This window comes from Gilliamella sp. ESL0254 (genome assembly GCF_013344985.1).
Classification (GTDB): Bacteria; Pseudomonadota; Gammaproteobacteria; order Enterobacterales; family Orbaceae; genus Gilliamella; species Gilliamella bombicola.
In genome coordinates this window covers 35,336-58,452 of record NZ_JAAEDU010000003.1, presented here as the reverse complement: position 1 = coordinate 58,452, position 23,117 = coordinate 35,336, and the positions used below count along the sequence as shown (strand labels likewise).

Annotated in this window: 17 protein-coding genes, 1 tRNA gene and 1 pseudogene; 1 reads left to right on the top strand and 18 read right to left on the bottom strand. The window is 35.7% G+C overall.

Going from position 1 to position 23,117, the window contains the following annotated elements:
* Positions 1 to 88: 88 nt before the first annotated feature.
* The 16 genes and pseudogenes from yejF to GYX25_RS08435 all read right to left on the bottom strand — a co-directional run.
* Positions 89 to 1,663 (bottom strand): annotated as a pseudogene (gene yejF / locus GYX25_RS08510) (microcin C ABC transporter ATP-binding protein YejF); the annotation flags it as partial.
* Complete coding sequence (locus GYX25_RS08505) at positions 1,660 to 2,691, bottom strand: ABC transporter permease (RefSeq protein ID WP_174787181.1); 1,032 nt, start codon at positions 2,689 to 2,691, stop codon at positions 1,660 to 1,662. The pseudogene yejF and the gene GYX25_RS08505, both read right to left, overlap by 4 nt.
* On the bottom strand, positions 2,691 to 3,779 hold the full coding sequence (locus GYX25_RS08500) for a microcin C ABC transporter permease YejB (protein ID WP_174787180.1): 1,089 nt from the start codon (positions 3,777 to 3,779) through the stop codon (positions 2,691 to 2,693). Before GYX25_RS08500 ends, GYX25_RS08505 begins: the two co-directional genes overlap by 1 nt.
* Position 3,780: 1 nt before the next feature.
* A complete protein-coding gene (locus tag GYX25_RS08495; protein WP_202983852.1) occupies positions 3,781 to 5,748 on the bottom strand; it encodes an extracellular solute-binding protein in 1,968 nt (655 codons plus the stop codon).
* A gap of 204 nt (positions 5,749 to 5,952) precedes the next feature.
* The gene (locus tag GYX25_RS08490) at positions 5,953 to 6,186 is read right to left on the bottom strand and encodes a Pathogenicity locus (RefSeq protein WP_091348561.1); all 234 of its coding nucleotides are present in this window, start codon (positions 6,184 to 6,186) and stop codon (positions 5,953 to 5,955) included.
* 32 nt (positions 6,187 to 6,218) lie between these two features.
* A complete protein-coding gene (locus tag GYX25_RS08485; RefSeq protein ID WP_091348559.1) occupies positions 6,219 to 6,734 on the bottom strand; it encodes a ClbS/DfsB family four-helix bundle protein in 516 nt (171 codons plus the stop codon).
* An 89-nt stretch (positions 6,735 to 6,823) separates the two neighbouring features.
* Positions 6,824 to 7,096: a chorismate mutase gene (locus tag GYX25_RS08480; protein WP_091348768.1), complete on the bottom strand. Its 273-nt coding sequence runs from the start codon at positions 7,094 to 7,096 to the stop codon at positions 6,824 to 6,826.
* A gap of 367 nt (positions 7,097 to 7,463) precedes the next feature.
* A tRNA-Ala gene (locus GYX25_RS08475) sits at positions 7,464 to 7,539 on the bottom strand.
* Between the two features lie 126 nt (positions 7,540 to 7,665).
* A complete protein-coding gene (secF, locus tag GYX25_RS08470) occupies positions 7,666 to 8,661 on the bottom strand; it encodes a protein translocase subunit SecF (RefSeq protein ID WP_091348765.1) in 996 nt (331 codons plus the stop codon).
* 15 nt (positions 8,662 to 8,676) lie between these two features.
* Entirely contained in the window at positions 8,677 to 10,533 is a 1,857-nt protein-coding gene (gene secD, locus GYX25_RS08465) for a protein translocase subunit SecD (protein WP_174787179.1), read from the bottom strand.
* A 59-nt stretch (positions 10,534 to 10,592) separates the two neighbouring features.
* Positions 10,593 to 10,922 carry a preprotein translocase subunit YajC gene (yajC, locus tag GYX25_RS08460; protein ID WP_091348553.1) on the bottom strand — a complete coding sequence of 110 codons (330 nt, stop codon included), beginning with the start codon at positions 10,920 to 10,922 and terminating at the stop codon, positions 10,593 to 10,595.
* Positions 10,923 to 11,107: 185 nt separating this feature from the next.
* A complete protein-coding gene (locus tag GYX25_RS08455; protein ID WP_091348551.1) occupies positions 11,108 to 12,853 on the bottom strand; it encodes an NADH-quinone oxidoreductase subunit N in 1,746 nt (581 codons plus the stop codon).
* A 6-nt stretch (positions 12,854 to 12,859) separates the two neighbouring features.
* The gene (locus tag GYX25_RS08450) at positions 12,860 to 14,404 is read right to left on the bottom strand and encodes a complex I subunit 4 family protein (protein ID WP_174787178.1); all 1,545 of its coding nucleotides are present in this window, start codon (positions 14,402 to 14,404) and stop codon (positions 12,860 to 12,862) included.
* Between the two features lie 15 nt (positions 14,405 to 14,419).
* Positions 14,420 to 16,267, bottom strand: coding sequence for an NADH-quinone oxidoreductase subunit 5 family protein (locus GYX25_RS08445; protein ID WP_174787177.1), 1,848 nt, complete (start codon positions 16,265 to 16,267; stop codon positions 14,420 to 14,422).
* Positions 16,264 to 16,566 (bottom strand): NADH-quinone oxidoreductase subunit NuoK, encoded by a 303-nt coding sequence (gene nuoK, locus GYX25_RS08440; RefSeq protein WP_091348541.1) that lies wholly within the window; start codon positions 16,564 to 16,566, stop codon positions 16,264 to 16,266. Before nuoK ends, GYX25_RS08445 begins: the two co-directional genes overlap by 4 nt.
* A 1-nt stretch (position 16,567) precedes the next feature.
* Positions 16,568 to 17,059, bottom strand: a complete 492-nt coding sequence (locus GYX25_RS08435) for an NADH-quinone oxidoreductase subunit J (RefSeq protein WP_091348538.1) — start codon at positions 17,057 to 17,059, stop codon at positions 16,568 to 16,570.
* Positions 17,060 to 17,411: 352 nt separating this feature from the next.
* Here GYX25_RS08435 and ppc point away from each other — a divergent pair, with 352 nt between their 5' ends.
* Positions 17,412 to 20,057, top strand: a complete 2,646-nt coding sequence (gene ppc, locus GYX25_RS08430) for a phosphoenolpyruvate carboxylase (RefSeq protein ID WP_091348534.1) — start codon at positions 17,412 to 17,414, stop codon at positions 20,055 to 20,057.
* A 357-nt stretch (positions 20,058 to 20,414) separates the two neighbouring features.
* Here ppc and GYX25_RS08425 read toward each other — a convergent pair whose 3' ends face one another.
* Together GYX25_RS08425 and ubiD are read right to left on the bottom strand one after the other, a co-directional pair.
* Positions 20,415 to 21,479, bottom strand: coding sequence for an SEL1-like repeat protein (locus GYX25_RS08425; protein WP_091348531.1), 1,065 nt, complete (start codon positions 21,477 to 21,479; stop codon positions 20,415 to 20,417).
* Between the two features lie 154 nt (positions 21,480 to 21,633).
* A complete protein-coding gene (gene ubiD / locus GYX25_RS08420; RefSeq protein ID WP_174787176.1) occupies positions 21,634 to 23,097 on the bottom strand; it encodes a 4-hydroxy-3-polyprenylbenzoate decarboxylase in 1,464 nt (487 codons plus the stop codon).
* Between the last annotated feature and the right edge of the window lie 20 nt (positions 23,098 to 23,117).

The window sequence follows — 23,117 nt, the reverse complement described above, 5'->3', positions numbered from 1 at the left end:
TTGCTGTAGTTTCTACTTTTTCAGCTGTTTCAACCTTTTCCTGATGTATCAAGATTTTACTTTGCTTACGAGGTCGTCTATCTAAAAATGAAAGTAACGCCTTGGTGTATTCTTCTTCTGGAGAGTAGAAAACCTTTTCACGCGTACCTTGCTCAATAATTCGGCCATCTTTCATTACAACTACTTGATGACACATTGCATAAACTAATGCTAAATCATGACTAATAAACAAATAACTAAGCTGGTACTTTTCTTGCAATGACTTAAGCAAATGAATAATCTGTTTTTGAATAGTATGATCTAAAGATGAAGTCGGCTCATCTAAAATCAATAACTCTGGTTGTAAAATTAAAGCTCGGGCAATGGCTATACGCTGACGCTGACCACCCGAAAATTCAGTAGGATGACGATAACGCATTTCAGGATCAAGACCAACTTCTTGCATAATATCAATTAAGGCCTTTTCACGCTCATCTTTGCTTAGTTTTTTGTGTGTCATTAATCCTTCACAAATAATCTGCTCGACATTAAAGCGTGGGTTAAGTGATGAGAACGGATCTTGGAACACAACTTGAATGCGGCTACGAAACGGTAATAGTTTTTTGCCAGTTAGGTTTTGTATAGAATGGCTATCAAATACAATATTACCTTGTGATTTAATCAAGCGTAAAATGGCTAGTGCAACAGTCGTTTTTCCCGATCCTGATTCACCAACAATCCCAACGGTTTCACCTTGATGCACAGTAAAACCAATATTATTAACTATTTGTTTTTTTTGACTACTAAATAAACGCTTTTTGGCAATAACTTCAACACTCAGATGATTTACATTAAGCAGTATTCCAGGAGTATCAGGCAAAGGGGCCGGATCACCATTTGGCTGTGAATTTAATAGTGTTTGCGTATATTTATGTTCTGGACGTAAAAAGATGCGCTGCTTATTATTATATTCAACAATTTCGCCTTTTTGCATAACAGCTACTTTATCGGCCAGCTTTTTAACAATGCTAAGATTATGCGAAATAAATAGCATGCTCATATTCAGTTCGTTCTTTAACTCTTTTAATAACTGAATAATTTGTGCCTGCACTGACACATCTAAAGCAGTGGTGGGTTCGTCTGCTATCAATAATTTTGGATGGGTTAAAATTGCCATAGCAATCATAACTCGCTGCCTTTCGCCACCTGATAGCTGGTGCGGATAAGCCGATAATTTACTTTTTGGCTCTTTAATTCCCACACGATCAAGATATTGCAAAATCTCGCAACGCGCATCATTGTGACGCATACCACGATGTAATGCTAATACTTCATAAAGTTGTTTTTCAACCGTATGTAGAGGGTTTAATGACACCATTGGTTCTTGAAAGATCATGCTAATTTGATTGCCGCGTACTTTACGAAGCACTTTGTCTGGTGCATGCAATAAAGAGGCTTCTTCAAACAAAATATCGCCAGTGGGGTAAACCACTTGCTCTTTACCTAACAAACGTAAGATAGACAGCGCGGTAACACTCTTTCCAGAGCCTGATTCACCAACAAGAGCCAATGTTTCTTGCTCATGAATATCAAAACTAACATGATCCACGATGGAGGATGTAGTTTGCGTACCACGTCTAAAAGCAACACTTAAATCCTGAACGGATAATAAAGGAGAACTCATTGATACGCTCCTTTGTTTGGATCGAATGCATCCCTTACTGCTTCACCAATAAAAATAAGTAAAGAAAGTAACGTAGCTATAATTAAAAATGAACTAATACCAAGCCAAGGGGCTTGTAAATTATTTTTACCTTGCAGCAATAATCGACCAAGCGATGATGAATCAATCGGTAAGCCAAAACCTAAAAAATCCAACGAGGTTATCGTTGTAATAGCTCCGCAGAGGATAAACGGTAAAAAAGTTAATGTTGCCACTATCGCATTAGGTAAGATGTGTCTAAACATGATGTTACTATCACTAACTCCCATTGCTTTAGCTGCGCGAATATAGTCAAAATTGCGAGTCCGTAAAAACTCGGTACGCACAACGTTGGCGAGCCCCATCCAACCAAATAAAACAGTAATACCTAACAACCACCAAAAATTAAGTGGCAAAACACTGGCTAATAAAATAATCACAAATAAATTCGGTAAACCACACCAAATTTCAATAAATCGCTGCCCTATTAGATCTACTGCTCCGCCATAATAACCTTGGATTGCCCCGATGATGACACCAATAAATGAAGTAAACAATGTCAAAAAAATAGCAAAAAACATTGAAATACGAAAACCATATAATATATTAGCCAGTACATCGAAACCCGTATCGGTTGTACCTAACCAATGCGATGCTGAAGGCGGAGTCGGGAAAGTATTCTGCGTATCATAGATTAGCGTACTATAACTGTAGCGAAACGGCGGCCATAAAATCCAACCATTGGCTTCTATTTTATTTTGTATAGTAGGGTCAAGATAATTGGTTTGTGTTTCTAATTGCCCACCAAACTCTGTTTCTGGATAAAAATGAAAAATTGGTGAATAGTAATTATCCTGATATTTAATAAAAATGGGCCTATCGTTAACAATAAAATCAGCAAATAAGCTAATCACAAAAAAGATCGAAAATAACCAAAGTGAATAATAGCCACGGCGATTATGCTTAAATCGTTGCCAGCGTTGTTGATTAAAAGAATAATGTGTGGTCATCAGTTTCGAGCCTCAAAGTCAATGCGTGGGTCTATAATCATGTAAGATAAATCAGATAGCAGTTTTGTGATGAGTCCAACTAACGTAAAAATATAGAGCGTCCCAAAAATCACAGGGTAATCACGTTGAATAATTGCCTCATAGCCCAATAAACCAAGCCCATTAAGCGAAAAGATGATTTCAATTAGTAATGAACCGGTAAATAAAATACCGATAAAAGCAGCAGGAAAGCCCGATACAATCAGTAACGTTGCATTGCGAAAAACATGCTTATACATAATTTGTCTTTCGCTCAACCCCTTCGCTCGCGCAGTAATTACATACTGCTTGCGGATTTCATCTAAAAACGAGTTCTTTGTCAACATTGTCAAGGAAGCAAAACCGCTAATCGACATAGCAATAGTCGGTAAGCACATGTGCCATGCGTAGTCTTTTACTTTGCCCCAAAAGTCAAGTTGATCAAAATTATTCGAAATAAGACCGCGAAGAGGAAAAACATCCCAATAACTACCACCAGCGAACAACACAATCAACAATACAGCCAACAAAAAAGGAGGAATGGCATAGCCAATAATAATTAAGGTACTTGACCAAAAATCAAACGCTGAACCATCTTTCACCGCTTTGCGAATACCTAAAGGAATTGAGATCAGATAGACAATTAACGTACTCCATAATCCCAATGAAATTGAAACAGGTAAACTTTTGGCAATCAATCCTAATACCGATTCACTTTTAAAAAAACTGTTACCAAAATCAAATAATATGTATTTTTTTAGTGTTTCGATATAACGTTCAAATATTGGTTTATCAAAGCCGTATTGTTTTTCAATCATCGCGATAACTTGTGGATCAAGCCCTCGAGATCCACGATAGTTTGACTCATTTTTATACTGTTGTACTGATGTAGATGAACTATCGCTCCCCGGCAATAGCCCTTGCCCTGCTTGCGGCCCATTTTCAATCATAGCAAGCGCCTGATCAACCGGTCCACCTGGTGCCACTTGCACAATAAAAAAGTTGATTGTTAAAATCACAAATAATGTTGGAATAATCAGTAACAATCGACGAATAAAATAATTTAGCATATTAATGTTCCCGATTTTTAGGCAGGTTAGCTGCTTTGTCTGCATCATACCACCAACTATCAATCCCTATCGAATAAGTTGGCTGTATAGCTGGTTGCCCAAATTTGTTCCAGTATGCATAGTACGATTTGCTATTATACCACATAGGAATCATTGGATATTCTTGCGTTAAAATCCGATCCAGCGCACGCCCTAATGGGACAAGTGCTTCTTGATTATCCACATTTTTAATAATTTCAGCGATAATACTATCGATAGCCGTATTATGTAAACCTGAAGCGTTCCATGACGAGTTAAGATACTCACTGCCCCAAAACATTGACAAACTAGAATTTGGATAATTTACAGCATAATAATTACGTGCAACCATATCATAATCACGCTCACGAACACGACGTAAATGTTGTGCTGAATCTAATAAGGTGATTTTCATGGTAATCCCTAAACGGGCTAAATTCTGTTGAAATGGAACCGCATATTTAATATCGTTACCAAGATAACTGATCAACTCAAATTCAAACGGTTGTTGCGTTTTAACATTAATCAACTTACCGTCTTTAATCACCCATCCGGCTTGTTTTAATAATTCAGCAGCTTTTAATAAATTATCACGATTAAAGCCCTTACCATCACTTTTGGGAATAGAATAAGCATTCTTAAAAACGGCTTCTGGAATAATATGTTTATAAGGATTTAACCACTTCAATTCTTGCTCTGTTGGCTTACCCTTTGCCGCATAAATAGTGTTTTCAAAAAAACTATAAGGTCTTTTGTAACTATCATAATAAAAGGCATGATTTAACCATTCAAAATCAAATGCTAGTGTGATAGCTTTTCGCACTTTAATATCTTTGAATAGCTCTTTTTGTAAATTAAATGCAAGCCACTTAGTATCGGTTGCTGTTTTAACCGGTTTTTCTTGTTTAATAATATGGTTAGCATCAAAATATTTACCTTGATATTGAGTAAACCAATTTTTAGGTTGATCTTCATCGCGTAAATCATATTCGCCCGCTTTAAAGGCTTCTAACGAAACACTATTATCCATATAGTAATCAATACGCTTTTCATCAAAATTATCTAAGCCTTTATTAATTGGCAAATCGCGCGCCCAATAATTGGGATTACGTCGATACACAACATATTGCCCCATTTTATAATCACTAATATAGTAAGGACCACTACCAACTGGCGGTGTGCTTAATGGCTCTGAAAAATCATGATTTTGCCAAAAATGTTTAGGGATAACTCGCATACTACCAACAAATGAAAGGAGCTTTTCACGATCTGACTCGGGAATATCAACCCTCACATGGTAATCATCTATCGCTTTAACCATAACACCTTTATTATAAACACGATATTGAGGCACCCCTTCGGTCATAAATTTATCAAAAGTAAACACAACATCGTGTGCCGTAATGGGTTTGTCATCTTGAAAACGGGCATTAGGATTAATCGCCACTTCTGCCCAGCGATATTGATTAGAATAGGTAATTGACGTCGCAATAAGTGGATAAAAACTGGTAATATCATCCTCAGTATTAGTAAAAAGACTATCATATAGCTCCCCAGAATTACGTTCAGGTGCACCACGGCTAGCAAAGCGATTCAAATTATCAAAAGAGCCAATTTCGGCCAGTTTAATCACACCACCTTTTGGCGCATTAGGATTGACATAATCAAGATGTTGAAAATCATCTGGATACTTAGGGTGACCGGAAAGTGAATAGATAGTCTTATGATAAATTTCCTCATGTATTGGGTGTGGACCAACAATATCAATTTGCTTAGTTTCAGGTAATTGAGTTAGGGGATTAACACCCACTTCGACCTCGGTTTGAGACTCTGTCTGAAGAAGCACTGGCTGTTCTTCATCAGCAAAAACAGGTGCAGAACAAATGACCATACTGCTTAAGCAGCTCAAGATAAATAATACTGTTATAAGTTGTTTAATTCGACTATTCATCCCAATTCCATTCCTGCTCTATTTAACAATAGCATAATGATGTAACTTCTTATTGATTATTAAAAAATCAGTCATTCAAGGCAAGCCTCAACTAAGTTGCCTATTTTGCCAAACTTCAACTAAATGAGCAAAACCTAATTAATAAGACGAAGATAAAATAAGATTGCTGGCTAAAACACGCATTTCATAAAAAACCAAACAACACTACGCATTGTTAACCAAACTTAAAATATTACTTATTGCCGTTTTTGCTTGATGACTGTTTTTCCAACAAGTTGAACCTGTTAATAACGCACCTTTATTAAGGATTTCATCTAAACTAACATTACGCAATTTATCGAAAGAATCGAAGTTCATCTCTTCAAGTCTTTCAATAATTTTGGCACCCACAAATTTAAGCTCCATCAATTGCTGTCGTTCTGTTTCTGTAAAGGCCATATTATTCTCCTTACATTATATTGAATATAATTTTAAACTGATGCATTTAGCTTTTTCCACTTTCTGATTTTTGCTCTAAACGATTTAAAAGGCGCCACAGAATTGATATGGATAAATCGAGCAACAGTCCAAGATTCAGGATAAGGTTTAGTCCAATTACGACTATCTTTTATAAACAAAGTGTCTTCGTTCAAAGATTGAATCCAATCATTCCAAATGGTGATTTGCTGATTAAATGCTTGAATTAATGCCTGTAATGATAGGTATTGATATGTTTTATAAAATTGTTGATACAAATTACCCAATTGATTCCATTTGTATCCAGAAGCCGGTAATTCAGGTGTTTTACCAGCAAGTTCATCATCATCCCAAGATTTCACCAAATTAAGCCAACCGAGTTGATAAGCAATCATTTGTGCAGGAGTACGATCAACGCCCTCTACCAAAGAGTCTTTTTGTGATTCAGATAAAACTATAAACTCATCAATAAATAGCTTGGCCGTTTTGTTTATTTCATCTAATAACTGCTGTTTAGTTGCATAAGCCATGTCACCTACTTCTTATGAGATCATTCATATCTTTAAAGATAACATAAAATCAATATCTTATCTAAATATTTTTAATGAAATATCTGTTTTTATTTTTCTTTGTTTTTGAAATATTTCAATTCTTCATCGATAAAATATCGTACTAGATTTGCATATAGATCTTTGATGATTTCGCCATTAAGTCCTAATTCATTCGACCATTGTTTTCGTTGCTCTAGCATACTGTCAAAACGTTCTTTGGCTTGTACGTCAGTGGTATTTTTCTTGAACTTACTGGCAGCTTTGACGTATTCAAAGCGTGTAGCAAGCAATTTAATTATGGAATGGTCAATCTGATCTATTTCGGCACGAATGTGGTTCATATTCTCACATTTGTTTGGCGCTTGGGTAGGTTTATAAGTCACGATTTTATACCTTTTGTTTATTTAACTTTTTATATCCTATCACTATTAGATTATGCACAAAAGTATCACTTAGTAGATGTCATCGTTGCACTATATTTATATATACAAAATTGATTGTGCACTTTTAATAGAATTGAGTTTAATATTTGGAGATATTCAATAATTAATTGATTTTTTTATTTATTAAATCAATTTCGTTTTTCATTGATAACCACTGAATAACACAATAATATAACTAAAAATTTTGGTCATGCATCTGCTAACAAATACTTCGAGAATTTTATATACTTTAAGTGGGTTTTAAAGAATCTTACAGAATATTGATTGGTGGAGCCAAGGGGGATCGAACCCCTGACCTCAACGCTGCCAGCGTTGCGCTCTCCCAGCTGAGCTATGGCCCCAAATAGAAAGGGATAAAACTGTGGCTAATAATATGCAACTAAATAATAAGTGTCAATCGATTTGATATTATTTGTTTAAAAAACAGGCTAATAAAACTCTGCCTATTGATGGCAGAGTTTACATAATTAACGCAATATTGAAGGTTGATCTGCGCCTTCTGCTTCAATTTTAGGTGGCATAAAGTGTTCACGTTTTACGCCCAATTTAAGTGACATATACGCAGCCACATAAATTGATGAAATTGTACCAAGTACAATACCAACGCCTAATGTTTCAGAGAAACCTTTTAACATTGAACCACCAAAAATATACAGAATAATCACCACAACAAGGGTTGTACCTGATGTCATTAAAGTACGATGCAAAGTTTGTGTTAACGAGATATTAATAACATCGTAAGGCTCTGCTCGGCGAATCTTTCTAAAATTTTCACGAATTCTGTCAAAAACAACAATGGTATCGTTAAGTGAATAACCAATAATTGATAACATCGCAGCAATGATAGTTAAATCAAGTTCTCGTTCAAATAGTGATAGATAACCTGCAGTAATAACAACATCATGCGCTAAGGCAACAACCGCACCCGTACCAAATCGCCACTCAAAGCGAAATGCAATATAGATTAAAATACACACTAATGCGGCACATATAGCCAAAACACCATCTTGAGCAAGTTCAGCTCCAACTGTTGGACCGACAAATTCAATCCGTTTAATTTGAGCTTCTGCATCAATATCTTTATGGATTAAATTGGAAATTTTTGTACCTAGTGCATTATCAATAGCAGATGAGGCAGCACCGTCTTCTTGCTTAGCCGAAGGTAATCTAATTATGATATCTTTACTACTACCGTAATATTGTACTATCGGTTCATGATAGCCAGCATTGCGTAAACTGTTACGAAGGTCATCAAGGTTAACAGCTTTTGTTACGGTGAGCTCAACTGTCGTACCGCCAGTGAAATCTTGTCCTAGATTAAATCCTTTAACAAAAATAACCACAAACGATGCGACAACTAATAACATTGAAATAACAAAAGCAATAAAGCCAAATTTTAAAAAGTCGAGGACTCTGCGACCATGATTCAATTCTCTAACATCATGATTTTGTTTTTTAGTAATACTCACAATAAACCTCTAAATTGATAACTTATTAACGCGACGACCGCCATAAATAAGATTGGCTAATGCACGAGTACCGACAATCGATGTAAACATTGATGTTACAATACCGATGCCTAGTGTAATGGCAAAACCTTTAATTGATCCTGTACCAACTGCATAAAGAATAACAGCAGTAATTAAAGTGGTCAGGTTGGCATCGAAAATACTGCTCCAAGCGCCGGCGTACCCTTCATTAATTGCATGCTGAACGCCACGTCCATTACTAAGCTCTTCTTTTATTCGTTCGTTAATCAGTACATTGGCATCAACAGCCATACCCACAGTTAATACAATACCTGCGATACCGGGCATGCTTAGCGTTGCCCCAGGAAGTAAAGACATTGCACCAACAATTAAAATTAAGTTTGCAACTAATGCAAGGCTTGCAAACACACCAAACAAACGATACATCACTAGCATAAAAATGACAGAAATCAATAAACCCCATGCGCAAGATTCTAAGCCTTGGGTTATATTTTCTTGCCCCATTGATGGCCCAACGGTTCGTTCTTCAATAATCTGAATCGGTGCAATTAATGCCCCTGCACGTAATAATAGTGATAAATTTTTAGCTTCATCAATACTACCAATACCAGTTACTTGGAAGCGATCACTAAAAATACCCTGAATAGTCGCGACGTTGATAACTCGTTCTTGTTTTTCAAAGATCGGTTTATCGTTTTCATCACGTTTACCAGTATCTTTGTATTCAACAAATAAGGTTGCCATCGCTTTATGAAGATTTTTTTGGGTAAAATCAAGCATTCTTTTACCCCCCGAACCATCAAGTGTAATAGCAACTTCGGGTTGACCATATTGATTAACGCGATATGAAGAATCGGTAATATGATCGCCAGTTAATACAATGCGTTTATAAAGTAGTACTGGGCGACCGTCTTCCATATACTGAATTTCTGAACCATAAGGAATACGCTTATCACCATTTAGAATAGCCGGCAAATTAGACGTACTCTCTTCGTTAACTTGTCTAAACTCTAGTGTTGCCGTTGCTCCCAAAATACGCTTGGCTAATGCAGTGTCTTGTATGCCGGGTAATTCAACGACAATACGATCTGCCCCTTGACGTTGAACAATTGGTTCAGCAACACCGAGTTGGTTAACACGATTACGTAAAATGGTAGTATTTTGTTGTACAGCATCATTTTTCGCTTGTTGTAAACGTTGTTCACTGACATTGATGACGATACTGTTGTCGCGTTGAGAGATCACTTTATAGTCTTGTATTCCATTGATCTTGGTAATGGCTTTATTGCGATCTTCAGTATTATCAAATTGCATTACAATTTGCTGATTACTATCTTTGCTGATCGTTTTATAGTTTAACTTGCTATTAGTAAATTCAGCTTTGATGTTTTCGATAGATTGTTCAGTGAGTTTACTTAATGCAGTGGTCATATCGACTTCCATTAAGAAGTGAACACCACCACGCAAATCAAGACCCAGTTTCATCGGTTCTGCACCTAACACAGTAAGCCATGCAGGCGTTGCTGGTGCTAAATTTAATGCAACAATATATTTTTCACCCAATGCTTCAGATATAAGTTCTTTTGCTTTAAGTTGGGTATCGTTATCGCCAACACGAATCAATATCGATTTATTGTCATAAACTAATGATTTCGGTTGGATATGATTATCGGACAAAAGTTTTTTAACTTGATCTCGTGTAGCGACATCGATTTCGGCAGTATTTGAACCTGAAATTTGTATAGCGGGATCTTCACCATAAATATTTGGAAGTGCATAAAGAAGGCCGAAGCAAATGACAACGACCAACATGATGTATTTCCACAAAGGATAGCGGTTTAACACGACATATTCTCTTGTAGGATTAGGTAATTAATACAATGAACATAATAGATAAAGCTCTATTATAGTGATTTCATTGTCCCTTTTGGTAAAACTGATGCGATAAAGTCACGCTTGATCACAACTTCAGTCGTATCATTTAACTCTAGCGCGATGTAACCATTTTCGTTAACTTTTGCTACACGACCTATAAGCCCGCCACTAGTTAACACTTCATCACCTTTTGAAATTGAAGCCATTAACTCACGATGTGCTTTAGCGCGTTTTTGCTGTGGGCGCATAATCATAAAATAGAAAAATAAACCAAACACAACTAACATAATTGGCATAATATAATCGCCACCTGGTTGGCTACCATCGGCTGCATAGGCATTAGAGATTAAAAAATCCATACTGGTCCTCTTGTTTTAAACTAAATTTTTAAAGGTCGGAATTATAACACAATAAATAAATCTGTTATTAACTATTTCTTGTAAAAAAATTTCAGGAAAGTATGCGTTTTAGTATAAAAAGTGTTTTAAGATACTTTGGTTAATATAACTCCGCCAACCAAGCAATGAAGGCGGATAAAAGTTAATTACGTAGTTAAATATTGCGCCATGCTAACTAAGTTAAATAACCATTTAGGGTAAATTCCACAAAGTAGAGTCAATAAGGCACACAATACGATGATTAACTCGCTTATTCTAATATCTGTCCATTTTAACTTAATCGAAGTGCCACTTAACATTTGGCCATCTCGACAAGACGGTTTAATGTAAAGATTGATAATTAAACGGGCATAAAAATAAAGCCCCAATGCACTACCAATAACCACGGCGGCAACTAACCACCATAATTCCGCAGTTACGCCTAATAACACCAATAAAAATCGTCCAACGAAACCGGCAGTTAGAGGTGTCCCTGCTAAAGATAAAAAGCCAATGCCCATCGCTAATGCAAGGATTGGCCTGCGCCAAAATAGACCTGAAAGATCGATTTCGTTTTCATGGTCTTGCAGTTCATTAGAATGCGAATCTAAACTGATAGCACCTAATATACAGATATTAGCTAAAATATAGCCAATTAGGTAAACGCCAATGGTTTCTAATGCAAGCACTTGATACTGAACAGCAATTAAAGCCGTAAATAAATAGCCGAAATGCGCTATTGATGAATAAGCAAGTAATCGCTTTAAGCTGCTTTGCTTTAACGCCAGTAAATTGCCCCACAAAATAGAACAAAAAGCCATAATAACTAAAATAATACGGATAGTTTCATTATTAACGATCGGTGCCAATAGGAATAGCCTTGCGATGGCACAGAACACTGCCACTTTTCCAACTGTTGATAATAATAAGGCGACAACCGTTGGTGCCCCCTGATAAACATCAGGCAACCAAAGTTGAAATGGCACCAGTGATAATTTAAAACCAATACCAACTAACATCAAGCAAACACCTATTAGTAGTAATGTGCTTGGGTAAGACATCGTTGAAAGCTGGTAACTTAACCCGCTGAAAGTCAACTCTCCTGTCGTTGCATAATAAAAAGCGATTCCCATCAATAAAAATACGCTAGCAACAGCCGATAAAATCATATATTTAACAGCAGCTTCTAATGAATGAGTCTGTGTATATTGATAACCAATTAATCCCACAAAGGGAATGGATAATAGTTCAATTCCAACAAAAAATGCGATTAAATGACTGGCGTATACCAGTGTTACACCACCTAATACCATAAAAAGCAGAATTAAATAAAATAATCCGTGCTGAACCTGTTCTTGCTTAAACCAACGATAAGCAAAGCATGCAACTGCAATGGATATCATCAAAATCAAACTGGTATAAAGTAAGCCGTAGCCATCGCAGGTGAAAAGTGCGGTGATATGGCGCGCTTTCCATTCTGCCATTGAAGGATCGTCAATGCCAGAACCATCATCAATATGGGAATTAGAGTTAGCATCCATATTTATATCACCATTATTATCAACAGCACTGTTGTCGATATTATCGTCAATACTTATGTTTTCATTTGGTGATTCCACCGATTCCGTAGGTACGGAATCAATTGCAATTGTTTCTTCGTTCGATGGATTGGGTTCTTTAATAGGATCAGAAGTTGATACCGATATTTGCATATTGTCACTGCTAATATCCGTAATAGCTTGCGTGCTAAACGAAATTTTATAACCAACCACCACAGAAAAAATTAATGCGCAGAATAATCCACATACCGTTAAAATAGCGCATCCTTTGGTACCTATTTTAAAAACAAACAATAAAAACAATAAAACAATGATGGCAAAGCTTAATACAAAAATAGGCGATAAAGCTATCATAGGTGATTACTCTCCCACTCGCTCGGTAGTGATGTATTGTTGTGTTTGATTCACAACAGAATAAGACATATCTAAAACCACTTGAGGATACAAACCAATAAAAATAAGGACAATTAAAGTGCTTGATAATAACAAAAGATCTTTTTTACTAAGAAGATATTTTGGTGCGGCCCCTTTATCGACAGCTCCATAAAAAATAGGCTGCATACGGACAATAAATGAAATAGACAGCAATAATAAGCCAATTACGAGAAAAATTGTATAGAACGAAAAAGTACTATAACTACCAAGTAACATCATATAATTACCTACAAAATTAGCTGTGCCAGGAATGCCCAATACGGCTAAGATAAAATACAAGGTAAATGAAGATAGATAAGGTACTCGCTCTTTAAGACCAATAAACTGAGTTATGTTTCGTGTTGAGTAACATTCCCCCAATAATCCACTAATTATAAACATGCCAACTATTGCTAAATTGATAGCGATCATTTGAATAACCACACCTTGATAAGCAACAACAGAACCGCTATAAATAATGGCTGTAACAAATCCCATTAACGCAATATGAATATAAGCAATAAGTTTTTTAATATCCGTTTGATTAAATGCAACTAGCGCAGCATAAACAATTGTAAGCAGAGCAAGAACTAACATAATTGGCATAATCATGATGGAAGCATTAGGAAATAGCGGTATAACAAAACGCAGTAAGCCAAATGCTGCAGTATTAAGTAACAATCCACTGATCATCATCGATCCAGTTGTTGAGGATTCCATATGGGCTTCAATAAACCAACCATGAAAAGGAACAAAAGGGATTCGCACAATAAAAGCGGCTAAAAATCCAAGCATGAGCAAAAATTCGGTATCGCTTGAAATTGGCGTTTTTGTTAGTACCTGATAATCAAACGTCCAATGCCCTGTTAAGTTCCAGTTAATTAAGGCTAATGATACAATGGAGATAAGCATAAGTAAGCTGCTCAATTGAGTATAAATCAAAAATTTGCTGGCACCATTAAAACGCAATTGTGAGCTTGAATCTCGTCGTCCCCATAGTGAAATTAAAAAATAGATAGGAATTGCGACGGCTTCCCAAAAGAAGAACATTAAAAATAAATCAGTGATTACAAATAACATCATAATGGCTGATGTCATAAATAATAGGCATAAATAAAACAAGCCAAGATTATTTAGACTTTCTTTACTTGAATAGATAATCGTCAATAACACGATGAATAGAGTTGCGGTAATAACGACCATAGATAGGCCATCTAAAACAAGATGAAAATGAATTCCTAACAAAGGGATCCATTCTAAATTAACTTCCTGTACCCAATTTGACCCCTTATTTAACACATTAAAGGCATCTACCCATAATACTATTGCCATCAATAATGTAATACAAATAGTGATAAATGCCACAATTATTGGTAATTTTGACCAACGAATTTGTACATTGACAGAAACAACGCCTCTTTGTAGACATACATGGCATAACCAACCAATAAATCCGCCTATTACAGGTAAAAAAACAAGCCATAACAACATGAATGATTACACCTTTTAAATAAAAATCAGTAACATTAATATGGTAATACTACCTATAACCATTGACAGCATATACCATCGAATTTGCCCATTTTCTAAGTCAACGATGAATTCATTTACCTTTCGAATACCCCACAAGATCCAATTATCCCATAAAATTAATGGATCTTTTTTTAATAAATTAGCTAGGTAGACATAAGGTTTAACAAATAGAGTATGCAACAAATAATCATAACGCCAATCACTACTACATAATCGTAAAAAGAATTTAATCATTGGCGTATTTAAAACTTCTTGTACTTCGCTATTTGGACGCGCATACAAAATATAGGCAATCAAGAAGCTTAATCCTGTCACTGCGGCTAACAGTAGTTGGAAGAGTAATTGTCCGTTAGTATCTAATTCAGCGATTGGAATAATACCGCGAATTGGTAATGGGAAATAGATAAATAACGCGGTAGGAAATATCAGTAATATAAAAATTGGCAAATAACTTATCCATTTAGTTTTTGCAAAGTCAGACTGTTTTTGTTTGTGATAAAATACTATTGAAATTAAACGCCAAATATTTAAACTAGAAAGCAAAATACCTAATAAACCAATGGTCCCAGATATCAATTTATCTTGAGCCATTAAGCCCAATATGATATCGCCCTTGATATAAAATGATGATGAAATCCAAGGCATAGCACTCAGTGATATCATAATAAACAAAAATACCGAATATAGCATCGGAAACGATTTAATTAAGCCGCCTAGTTTGCTTATATCGCGTTCACCTTGGCATTTTCTGATTAAAATTGATGAAGCTAAAATCAGCAATGTGCTTGTTACAGCATAATTAATTAAGTAATTAAGAGACAAGCTCCAATTCTGCGTTGAAAAAGCATAAAATATATAACTGATTTGCGCTAAATTAATATAGGTGATAATTCGTTTAATATCATATTGTACTAAGGCGATAGTGCTAGCAAATAATATGGTTAACGATGACATTATTGATATAATAGCAAGCACGTCATTTGACATCATAAACAAATTACTAAGCCTTAAAACTAAATATACTCCAGCTAAAATCACCGTTGAAGATTGCAATAAAGCTACCGCAGGCATTGGTGCTAATGTTGTTTGAGCAAACCATGAATGCATAGGAAATAGCGCAGACTTACTCATTGCACCAAGGAACAGCATTAACGTTATCCAAAAGATGATGTCTGAATCGACCGCCAAATTATCATGAGCTTGCGTCAAAACATCACGGATATTTAATGTTTCTACAGTTTGATACAATAAAAATATGCCAAGAATTAAAAAGATATCGGTTAAATGCATCATGATAAATGCCTTTACAGCCGCATAACCATTACGAGCCTGTTGATAGTAGATTCCAATAAGTAAGTAAGTACTTATGCTTACACCTTCCCAACCAATTAACATAACAAACAAATTATCAACTAATATGACGGTTAATATACTGGCAATTAATAAATTACTGTACGCGTAGAAGTTATAAATATCCTTGCTTGACGTTAAATAGCAGGCCGCAAAGAAGTAGATCAAAAAACCGAAGAATGAGATTAAAACTAAAAAAATTAGTGATAAACCATCTAAAGTTAAAGAAATAGGCACAATAAAATCGCCTACAGAAAACCAATTCCATAATGGTCTTGTATAAACTAAGCTCATGTCTGGAACTATGTTTGAAATAAAGTCAATACAAGAAAAAATAGTAATTAATGTAATTACTAGCATAGTACTAATACCAATAATCATCACATTAATTGATCGAATATGCCTTCCAAAGCAAACTAATATTAGAAAAGTGAGCAAGGGAACAATAATAGTTAAATAAAGTAAATTCATCCTTTCATTTCACTCAATGAATCAATATTAAAGATTTTTCGACGATAAAATAGTTTCATCATTAACGCAAGGCCAACACAAACTTCAGCAAAAGTCGTTATTACCGCTAGTATTGCAAGCACTTGTCCGTCGGATTGTTGCCAATAGCTACTTGCTGCAAACAATGCAACTATTGCACCATTATTCATAATAATCAGGCTAAGTAATAAAAAATAAAAATTACGTCGAATCATTACGCCTAATAAACCAATCACAAATAAAATAGAGGCAAAAATAAGACAATACATGAGTGGAATCATATTATTTCTCCGACATAAGCCGATGCATAAAATGATACGAAATCACGGCTGCACCTAATAATAAAAACAAGGCTAATTCAGCCATCAAAATGTAGGCATATATGGACATTTCATGCATTAATTCATGAGATTCCTTTAATTCTAAGTAATTAACACTTACTACACCATAAATAAGAACAACAAGCAAAATAAAGGCTAAAATTAGCGGTCCTAACCAAATTTTTGGACTAATACCGTTTTTGTTATGCTCTACAGTATCCACACTAATTTTCAAAATTGAAGCAACAAGTAAAAAAATAGTTACCGATCCACCAATAAATAATAGGATATATAAAACAGCAAAAAAATAGTTATCAAGTAGAATAAATATCAACGCTGATGCAAAAAGAGAAATAACAAGGTATAAGATTGCTTTATCAATCCTTAAACTACTAATCACTTTTATACTGGCAAAAACAGCAATAATCGACGCGATATAAAAAACAGCGATCATTAAATAATCCGATATGTATTGATAATGCTGTTAGTATATACCCAAATGATATCAAGATACAGTTTACAAACATAGTGTTCATCGAAAAATAAGCTTATTAAACCGTATTTGGGTGAGTATGTCATAATGAAATGTGAAATTTTTATTTGTTAATCTTTCATGGTAAATATAATTAAAACAACTAAAAAAAATAAAAACCATAAAATTTTATTATTTAAATTCAAAGCGAAATTGTTATAAAGTATATAAATTAAGCACATTAACCAATCATTATACCTATCCCATTAATTTGTCATTTGGGTCATGCAGCTTAAAGGTGCTTAGGCATAATAAAATCTAAGATGAGAGAATCATGAATAACCAATACTCTTCAATGCGAAGTAATGTCAATATGTTAGGCACTTTACTAGGCAATGCAATAAAACGGGCCACTGGCAATGAAACCTTTGATTTAGTTGAAAAAATAAGAAATCTATCAAAATCAGCTCAACAAGGAAACACTCAAGCACATAATGAGCTACTCAAATTAATTGAAAACCTTAATGATGATGATTTATTACATGTTGCACGAGCATTTAATCAGTTTTTAAATTTAGTCAATACGGCTGCTGAATATTATGGTATTTCTCCCCATGGAGAAGCATCTAGTAGCCCCAAAAAAATGACTGAATTATTTAGTACACTTAAAAATCTCAATTTTTCAAATCAAACTATTACAGAAGCGATTAATGAGTTATCGATTGAATTGGTGCTAACTGCACACCCGACCGAAATTAATCGCCGAACCATGATAAATACTTATACGGCTATTAATAACTGTTTATCTCAACTGGATCATGATGATTTAGCCGACTATGAAATAGAACGAATTATGCGTCGCTTAAAACAGTTAGTTTGTCAGGCATGGTATACCGATGAAATCCGCAAAAAACGCCCTACCCCCATTGATGAAGCTAAATGGGGATTTTCGGTCATTGAAGATAGCTTATGGGAAGGTGTGCCGCTATTTTTGCGTGAACTTAATGACCAGTTAGTCGATGCCTTTGATGAGCAATTACCAGTTGATCATGTGCCTATTAAATTTACCTCATGGATGGGCGGAGATCGTGATGGTAATCCAAATGTGACAGCTAAAGTGACCGAAAAGGTCATGCTACAAGCGAGATTAAAGGCAATCGAGTTATTTTTAGCCGATATTCAAATACTAGTACGTGAGCTTTCAATGACAGAATGTAGTGATTCAGTTATTGATCTATTAGATGAAAAAAACAAAACTGTTTCCGAGCCCTATCGAGCTGTAATGAAACAGTTACGAACACGTTTGATTAACACTCACAATTATATTGAAGCTTTGCTGAATAATGAACGAGTATTACCACCCAGTGATATTTTAATTAAAAATGAACAGCTATGGATGCCACTTTATACCTGTTATGAGTCGTTAATTGATCATGGTATGTCAACTATAGCCCATGGTCCATTACTTGATACTTTACGACGCATAAAAAGTTTTGGTTTACAATTAGTCCGATTAGACATTCGCCAAGACAGCTCTATGCACACTGAAGCGCTTGATGCATTAACCAAAGAGCTTAATTTAGGTAGCTATGCAAAATGGACAGAGCAAGAAAAACAAGCGTTTTTATTAACTGAATTACAATCTAATCGACCATTATTGCCTTATAACTGGCAACCAGATCAAATGGTTCAAGAAGTTTTAGATACCTGTCGTGTTATCAAAAAAGCTGGCGAAGAATCGATTGCCTCCTACGTAATATCGATGGCTAAAGCCCCTTCTGATATATTAGCCGTTTACTTATTATTGAAAATTGTTGATTGCCAAAAATATATTCCAGTTGCACCGTTATTTGAGACATTAGAAGATTTAAATAACGCAAAATCAGTGATGCAAAAACTGCTGGATATTCCTTGGTATCGCGACAAAATTCAAGGTAAGCAAATGGTGATGATAGGCTACTCCGACTCAGCTAAAGATGCAGGGACACTCGCAGCATCTTGGGCACAATATCGATCGCAAGAAGAATTAGTTAGCTTATTTGAAAAATATGATACTAACTTAGTGCTATTCCATGGGCGAGGTGGTTCAATAGGTCGAGGTGGAGCACCAGCGCATGCCGCCCTGCTTTCACAACCACCTGGTTCATTAAAAGGCGGACTTAGAGTTACCGAACAAGGTGAAATGATCCGTTTTAAACTTGGCCTACCAGAAGTTGCGCTCAGCAGTTTAATGCTGTATACATCAGCGATTTTACAAGCCAACTTATTGCCACCGCCAGCCCCTAAACAAGAATGGCGCAATATCATGGATGAAATGTCTGAAATTTCGTGCAATTGCTATCGCAGTTATGTACGAGAACGAGCTGAATTTGTTGATTATTTTAGAGCAGTAACGCCAGAGGCGGAATTAGGTAGATTACCACTTGGTTCCAGACCTCAAAAACGCCGTACTGGCGGTGGTATTGAAAGTTTACGTGCTATCCCATGGATTTTTGCTTGGACACAAAACCGTTTAATGGTGCCATCTTGGCTTGGTGCCGGTAGTGCACTTAGAGTAGCTATTGAAGAGGGTAAACAAAATCTCCTTAAAGAGATGTATCACAATTGGCCTTTTTTTAATGCTCGATTAGGTATGCTTGAAATGGTCTATGCCAAAGCCGCACCGAATATTCACGAATATTACGAGCAACGTTTAGTCGATCCTGCACTATGGCCATTAGGTGAAGAACTAAGAAGTTTGTTAACCCAAGATATCAATACCGTGCTAACTGTTACCGATGATATTAGCTTAATGGCTGATTTACCGTGGATAGCACAGTCGGTAGCTTTGCGTAATACTTATATTGAACCATTAAATTTATTACAGGCTGAGTTATTAAGTCGTTCACGAAAATACAGCGATAACGAAAATATTATAGTAGAACAGGGGTTAATGATTACTATTTCTGGAATTGCAGCTGGTATGCGAAACTCAGGATAAAAAAACTCAATACTTTTTCTGCTGTTAACAAAGAACTCGTTTTCTAACGAGTTCTTTGATCTCCTTGGTGTATAAAATAGCCAAAGTTATTGCTCAATGCCGAAAAAACTCAAATGTTCTAAGTCCAACTACATCAAAGATAAGTTCCCTCGACCGAACAAGAACCGATCTTATTTTCAATAAAAAACGGTCAGAAAACATATTGATTTTATTGAAGTTTTTATTTTTATAAAAATCATTTAATAATGTATGTTAGCCGATAGCATATTTTTAAGTATTTTGGGTAGCATCCCAATAAAAAAATAAACCCCGAATGATATCGAGGTTTGTCAACAATCTAAAAAGCACAATGCTTTTTTATTTTTTAGGTAATAACTGTTCTAAATAAGCTTTAGCGTCTTGATCGCCTTGTTCGCTAGCTTTAGTGAACCAATAGATAGCACGCTCTTGATCTTTATCAATACCTTCACCTTCCAGATATTTAACACCTAAATTATATTGAGCATCTACACTGCCTTGCTCTGCAGCTTTTAGATACCATTCAACGGCTTTTTTCTCATCTTTATCAACACCACCGCCTACATCGTACATCACACCAATATTATATTGAGCATCGGCATTACCCGCTTCAGCAGCTTTAGTAAACCAATATGCAGCTTGTGTATTGTCTGGTTTAGTTCCCGTTCCGGTTGCATACATAATAGCTAAATTATACATAGCTAGCACATACCCTCGTTCTGCCGCTTGTGTATAAAAATAGTTAGCAGCGACATAATCTTGGGTTAAACCATCACCATTTTCTGACATTAGCCCTAAATAATATTGCGCTTCTGGAATATTATCTTTCGCAGCTTTACTAAACCAATCAGCCGCTATCATGCGATCTTTTGTTACTCCATCACCAAAAAAATACATAATACCGAGATTTAAATAAGCATCATAAATACCCTCATCACCTGCTTGTGAAAAATAATCAATCGCAGCTAATGTGTTTTTTCCTATACCGTCACCTTCTTTATACATTAAAGCTAAATTATATTTAGCCAACGCATAATTTTGAGCTGCAGCTAATTTAAAATATTTAAACGCTTCATTTAAATTACGCTCAGTACCTAGACCACTTTGATACATAAACCCTAAATTATTTTGTGCTTTGGCAAGTCCTTGTTCGGCTGCTTTTTTGTACCAAAAAAAAGCACGCACATCACTAGCTTCAACCCCCAATCCTTGTTTATAAATACCACCTAATGAATACTGAGCTTCTGCGTTTCCTTTTTCTGCAGACAAACGCAAAGAAGGGAGCAACGACTCTGACTCTTTAAGCTTTAATTGGGCATCGCTTGATTGCACCTTATAATTTGTAGCCATTGCACAACAAGAAATGGATAATAATAGTACTAATAAAATTTGATTTTTTTTCATATTTTTTAATTATAATGATATTAATAATAATTATACATAAATGCGACCAAAGGGAATAGTTTTTGTTTAATACTTATTCATTTTGAAATTATATTTTTTAATATCAAGCTATATGAGTTTATTTTCCCTTTAATAAACAACATAATATATTAAATTATAAACCAAGTTCATCCCAAATTTCATCAATCCGAGCAACAACTTTAGGATCTTTCTTGATAATCTTTCCCCACTCGCGATTGGTTTCACCCTTCCATTTATTAGTCGCATCCAACCCCATTTTAGAACCCAATCCAGAAACCGGCGAAGCAAAGTCTAAATAGTCGATAGGTGTATTATCAATAAAAGTGGTATCACGCTGTGGATCCATACGTGTCGAAATAGCCCACATAACATCTTTCCAGTCACGAGCATTAATATCATCATCACAGACAATCACAAATTTTGTATACATAAATTGCCTTAGATAAGACCAAACCCCCATCATGACTCGTTTAGCGTGGCCTGGATACTGTTTTTTAATTGTCACAATCGCAATACGGTATGAGCATCCTTCGGGGGGTAAATAAAAATCGACAATTTCAGGAAATTGTTTTTGCAAAATTGGTATAAAGACCTCATTCAACGCAAGCCCCATTACCGCAGGTTCATCTGGTGGTCTACCGGTATAGGTTGAATGATAAATCGCATCTTTACGACGTGTTAAATGTGTCACGGTAAATACGGCAAATTGCTCAACTTCATTATAATAACCGGTGTGATCACCATACGGACCTTCTGATGCTAACTCATTAGGATCAATATAACCTTCAAGCACGATTTCTGCACTAGCTGGAACCTCTAAATCGTTTGATAACGATTTCACCACTTCGGTTCGACTACCGCGTAATAATCCAGAAAAAGCATATTCGGATAAAGTGTCTGGCACGGGTGTCACTGCACCTAAAATGGTTGCAGGATCAGCACCAATCACAACGCTAACAGGGAATTTTTGGTTAGGATTTGCTTGTTGCCACTCGGCAAAATCAAGCGCCCCACCACGATGTGAAAGCCAGCGCATAATTAATTTATTTTTACCTAAAAGCTGCAAGCGATAAATACCTAAATTTTGCCGATCTTTATAAGGACCTTTAGTAATAGTCAGTCCCCAAGATAACAGCGGTGCCACATCATCGGGCCAGCAATGCATAATAGGTAAACGCGTCAAATCCACTTCATCATCCTTAAAAATCACCTCTTGGCAGAGGGCTGATGAACGATGTTTAACAGGCATATTAAGCACTTGTTTATATTTAGGTAATACATTAAAAAATTGCCGTATGCCTTTGGGTGGTTCGGGTTCACGCAAAAATGCTAATAACTCACCGATTTCACGCAAAGCTGAAGTATCTTCACGCCCCATACCCATCGCAACACGTTTGGCGGTACCAAACAGATTACATAAAACAGGCATATCATAACCAATCGGTTTTTCAAATAATAAGGCAGGACCTTCACTACGTAATACGCGATCAGCAATTTCGGTCATTTCAAGATAAGGATTAACAGGAAAAGTAATTCGTTTTAATTCGCCTTGCTGCTCAAGATAATCTAAAAAATCTCTAAAATTTGAAAAATGCATGTATTATTACTCCCTGTTAC

Bases quoted from the DNA above. Each gene is read 5' to 3' on its own strand.
- GYX25_RS08490 (WP_091348561.1), bottom strand. From the start codon at position 6,186: ATGGCCTTTACAGAAACAGAACGACAGCAATTGATGGAGCTTAAATTT.
- GYX25_RS08495 (WP_202983852.1), bottom strand. From the start codon at position 5,748: ATGAATAGTCGAATTAAACAACTTATAACAGTATTATTTATCTTGAGC.
- GYX25_RS08500 (WP_174787180.1), bottom strand. From the start codon at position 3,779: ATGCTAAATTATTTTATTCGTCGATTGTTACTGATTATTCCAACATTA.
- GYX25_RS08485 (WP_091348559.1), bottom strand. From the start codon at position 6,734: ATGGCTTATGCAACTAAACAGCAGTTATTAGATGAAATAAACAAAACG.
- ubiD (WP_174787176.1), bottom strand. From the start codon at position 23,097: ATGCATTTTTCAAATTTTAGAGATTTTTTAGATTATCTTGAGCAGCAA.
- GYX25_RS08455 (WP_091348551.1), bottom strand. From the start codon at position 12,853: ATGATAGCTTTATCGCCTATTTTTGTATTAAGCTTTGCCATCATTGTT.
- nuoK (WP_091348541.1), bottom strand. From the start codon at position 16,566: ATGATTCCACTCATGTATTGTCTTATTTTTGCCTCTATTTTATTTGTG.
- GYX25_RS08445 (WP_174787177.1), bottom strand. From the start codon at position 16,267: ATGAATTTACTTTATTTAACTATTATTGTTCCCTTGCTCACTTTTCTA.
- GYX25_RS08435 (WP_091348538.1), bottom strand. From the start codon at position 17,059: ATGATCGCTGTTTTTTATATCGCGTCGATTATTGCTGTTTTTGCCAGT.
- GYX25_RS08425 (WP_091348531.1), bottom strand. From the start codon at position 21,479: ATGAAAAAAAATCAAATTTTATTAGTACTATTATTATCCATTTCTTGT.
- GYX25_RS08505 (WP_174787181.1), bottom strand. From the start codon at position 2,691: ATGACCACACATTATTCTTTTAATCAACAACGCTGGCAACGATTTAAG.
- GYX25_RS08450 (WP_174787178.1), bottom strand. From the start codon at position 14,404: ATGTTGTTATGGCTTGTTTTTTTACCTGTAATAGGCGGATTTATTGGT.
- ppc (WP_091348534.1), top strand. From the start codon at position 17,412: ATGAATAACCAATACTCTTCAATGCGAAGTAATGTCAATATGTTAGGC.
- yajC (WP_091348553.1), bottom strand. From the start codon at position 10,922: ATGGATTTTTTAATCTCTAATGCCTATGCAGCCGATGGTAGCCAACCA.
- GYX25_RS08480 (WP_091348768.1), bottom strand. From the start codon at position 7,096: ATGAACCACATTCGTGCCGAAATAGATCAGATTGACCATTCCATAATT.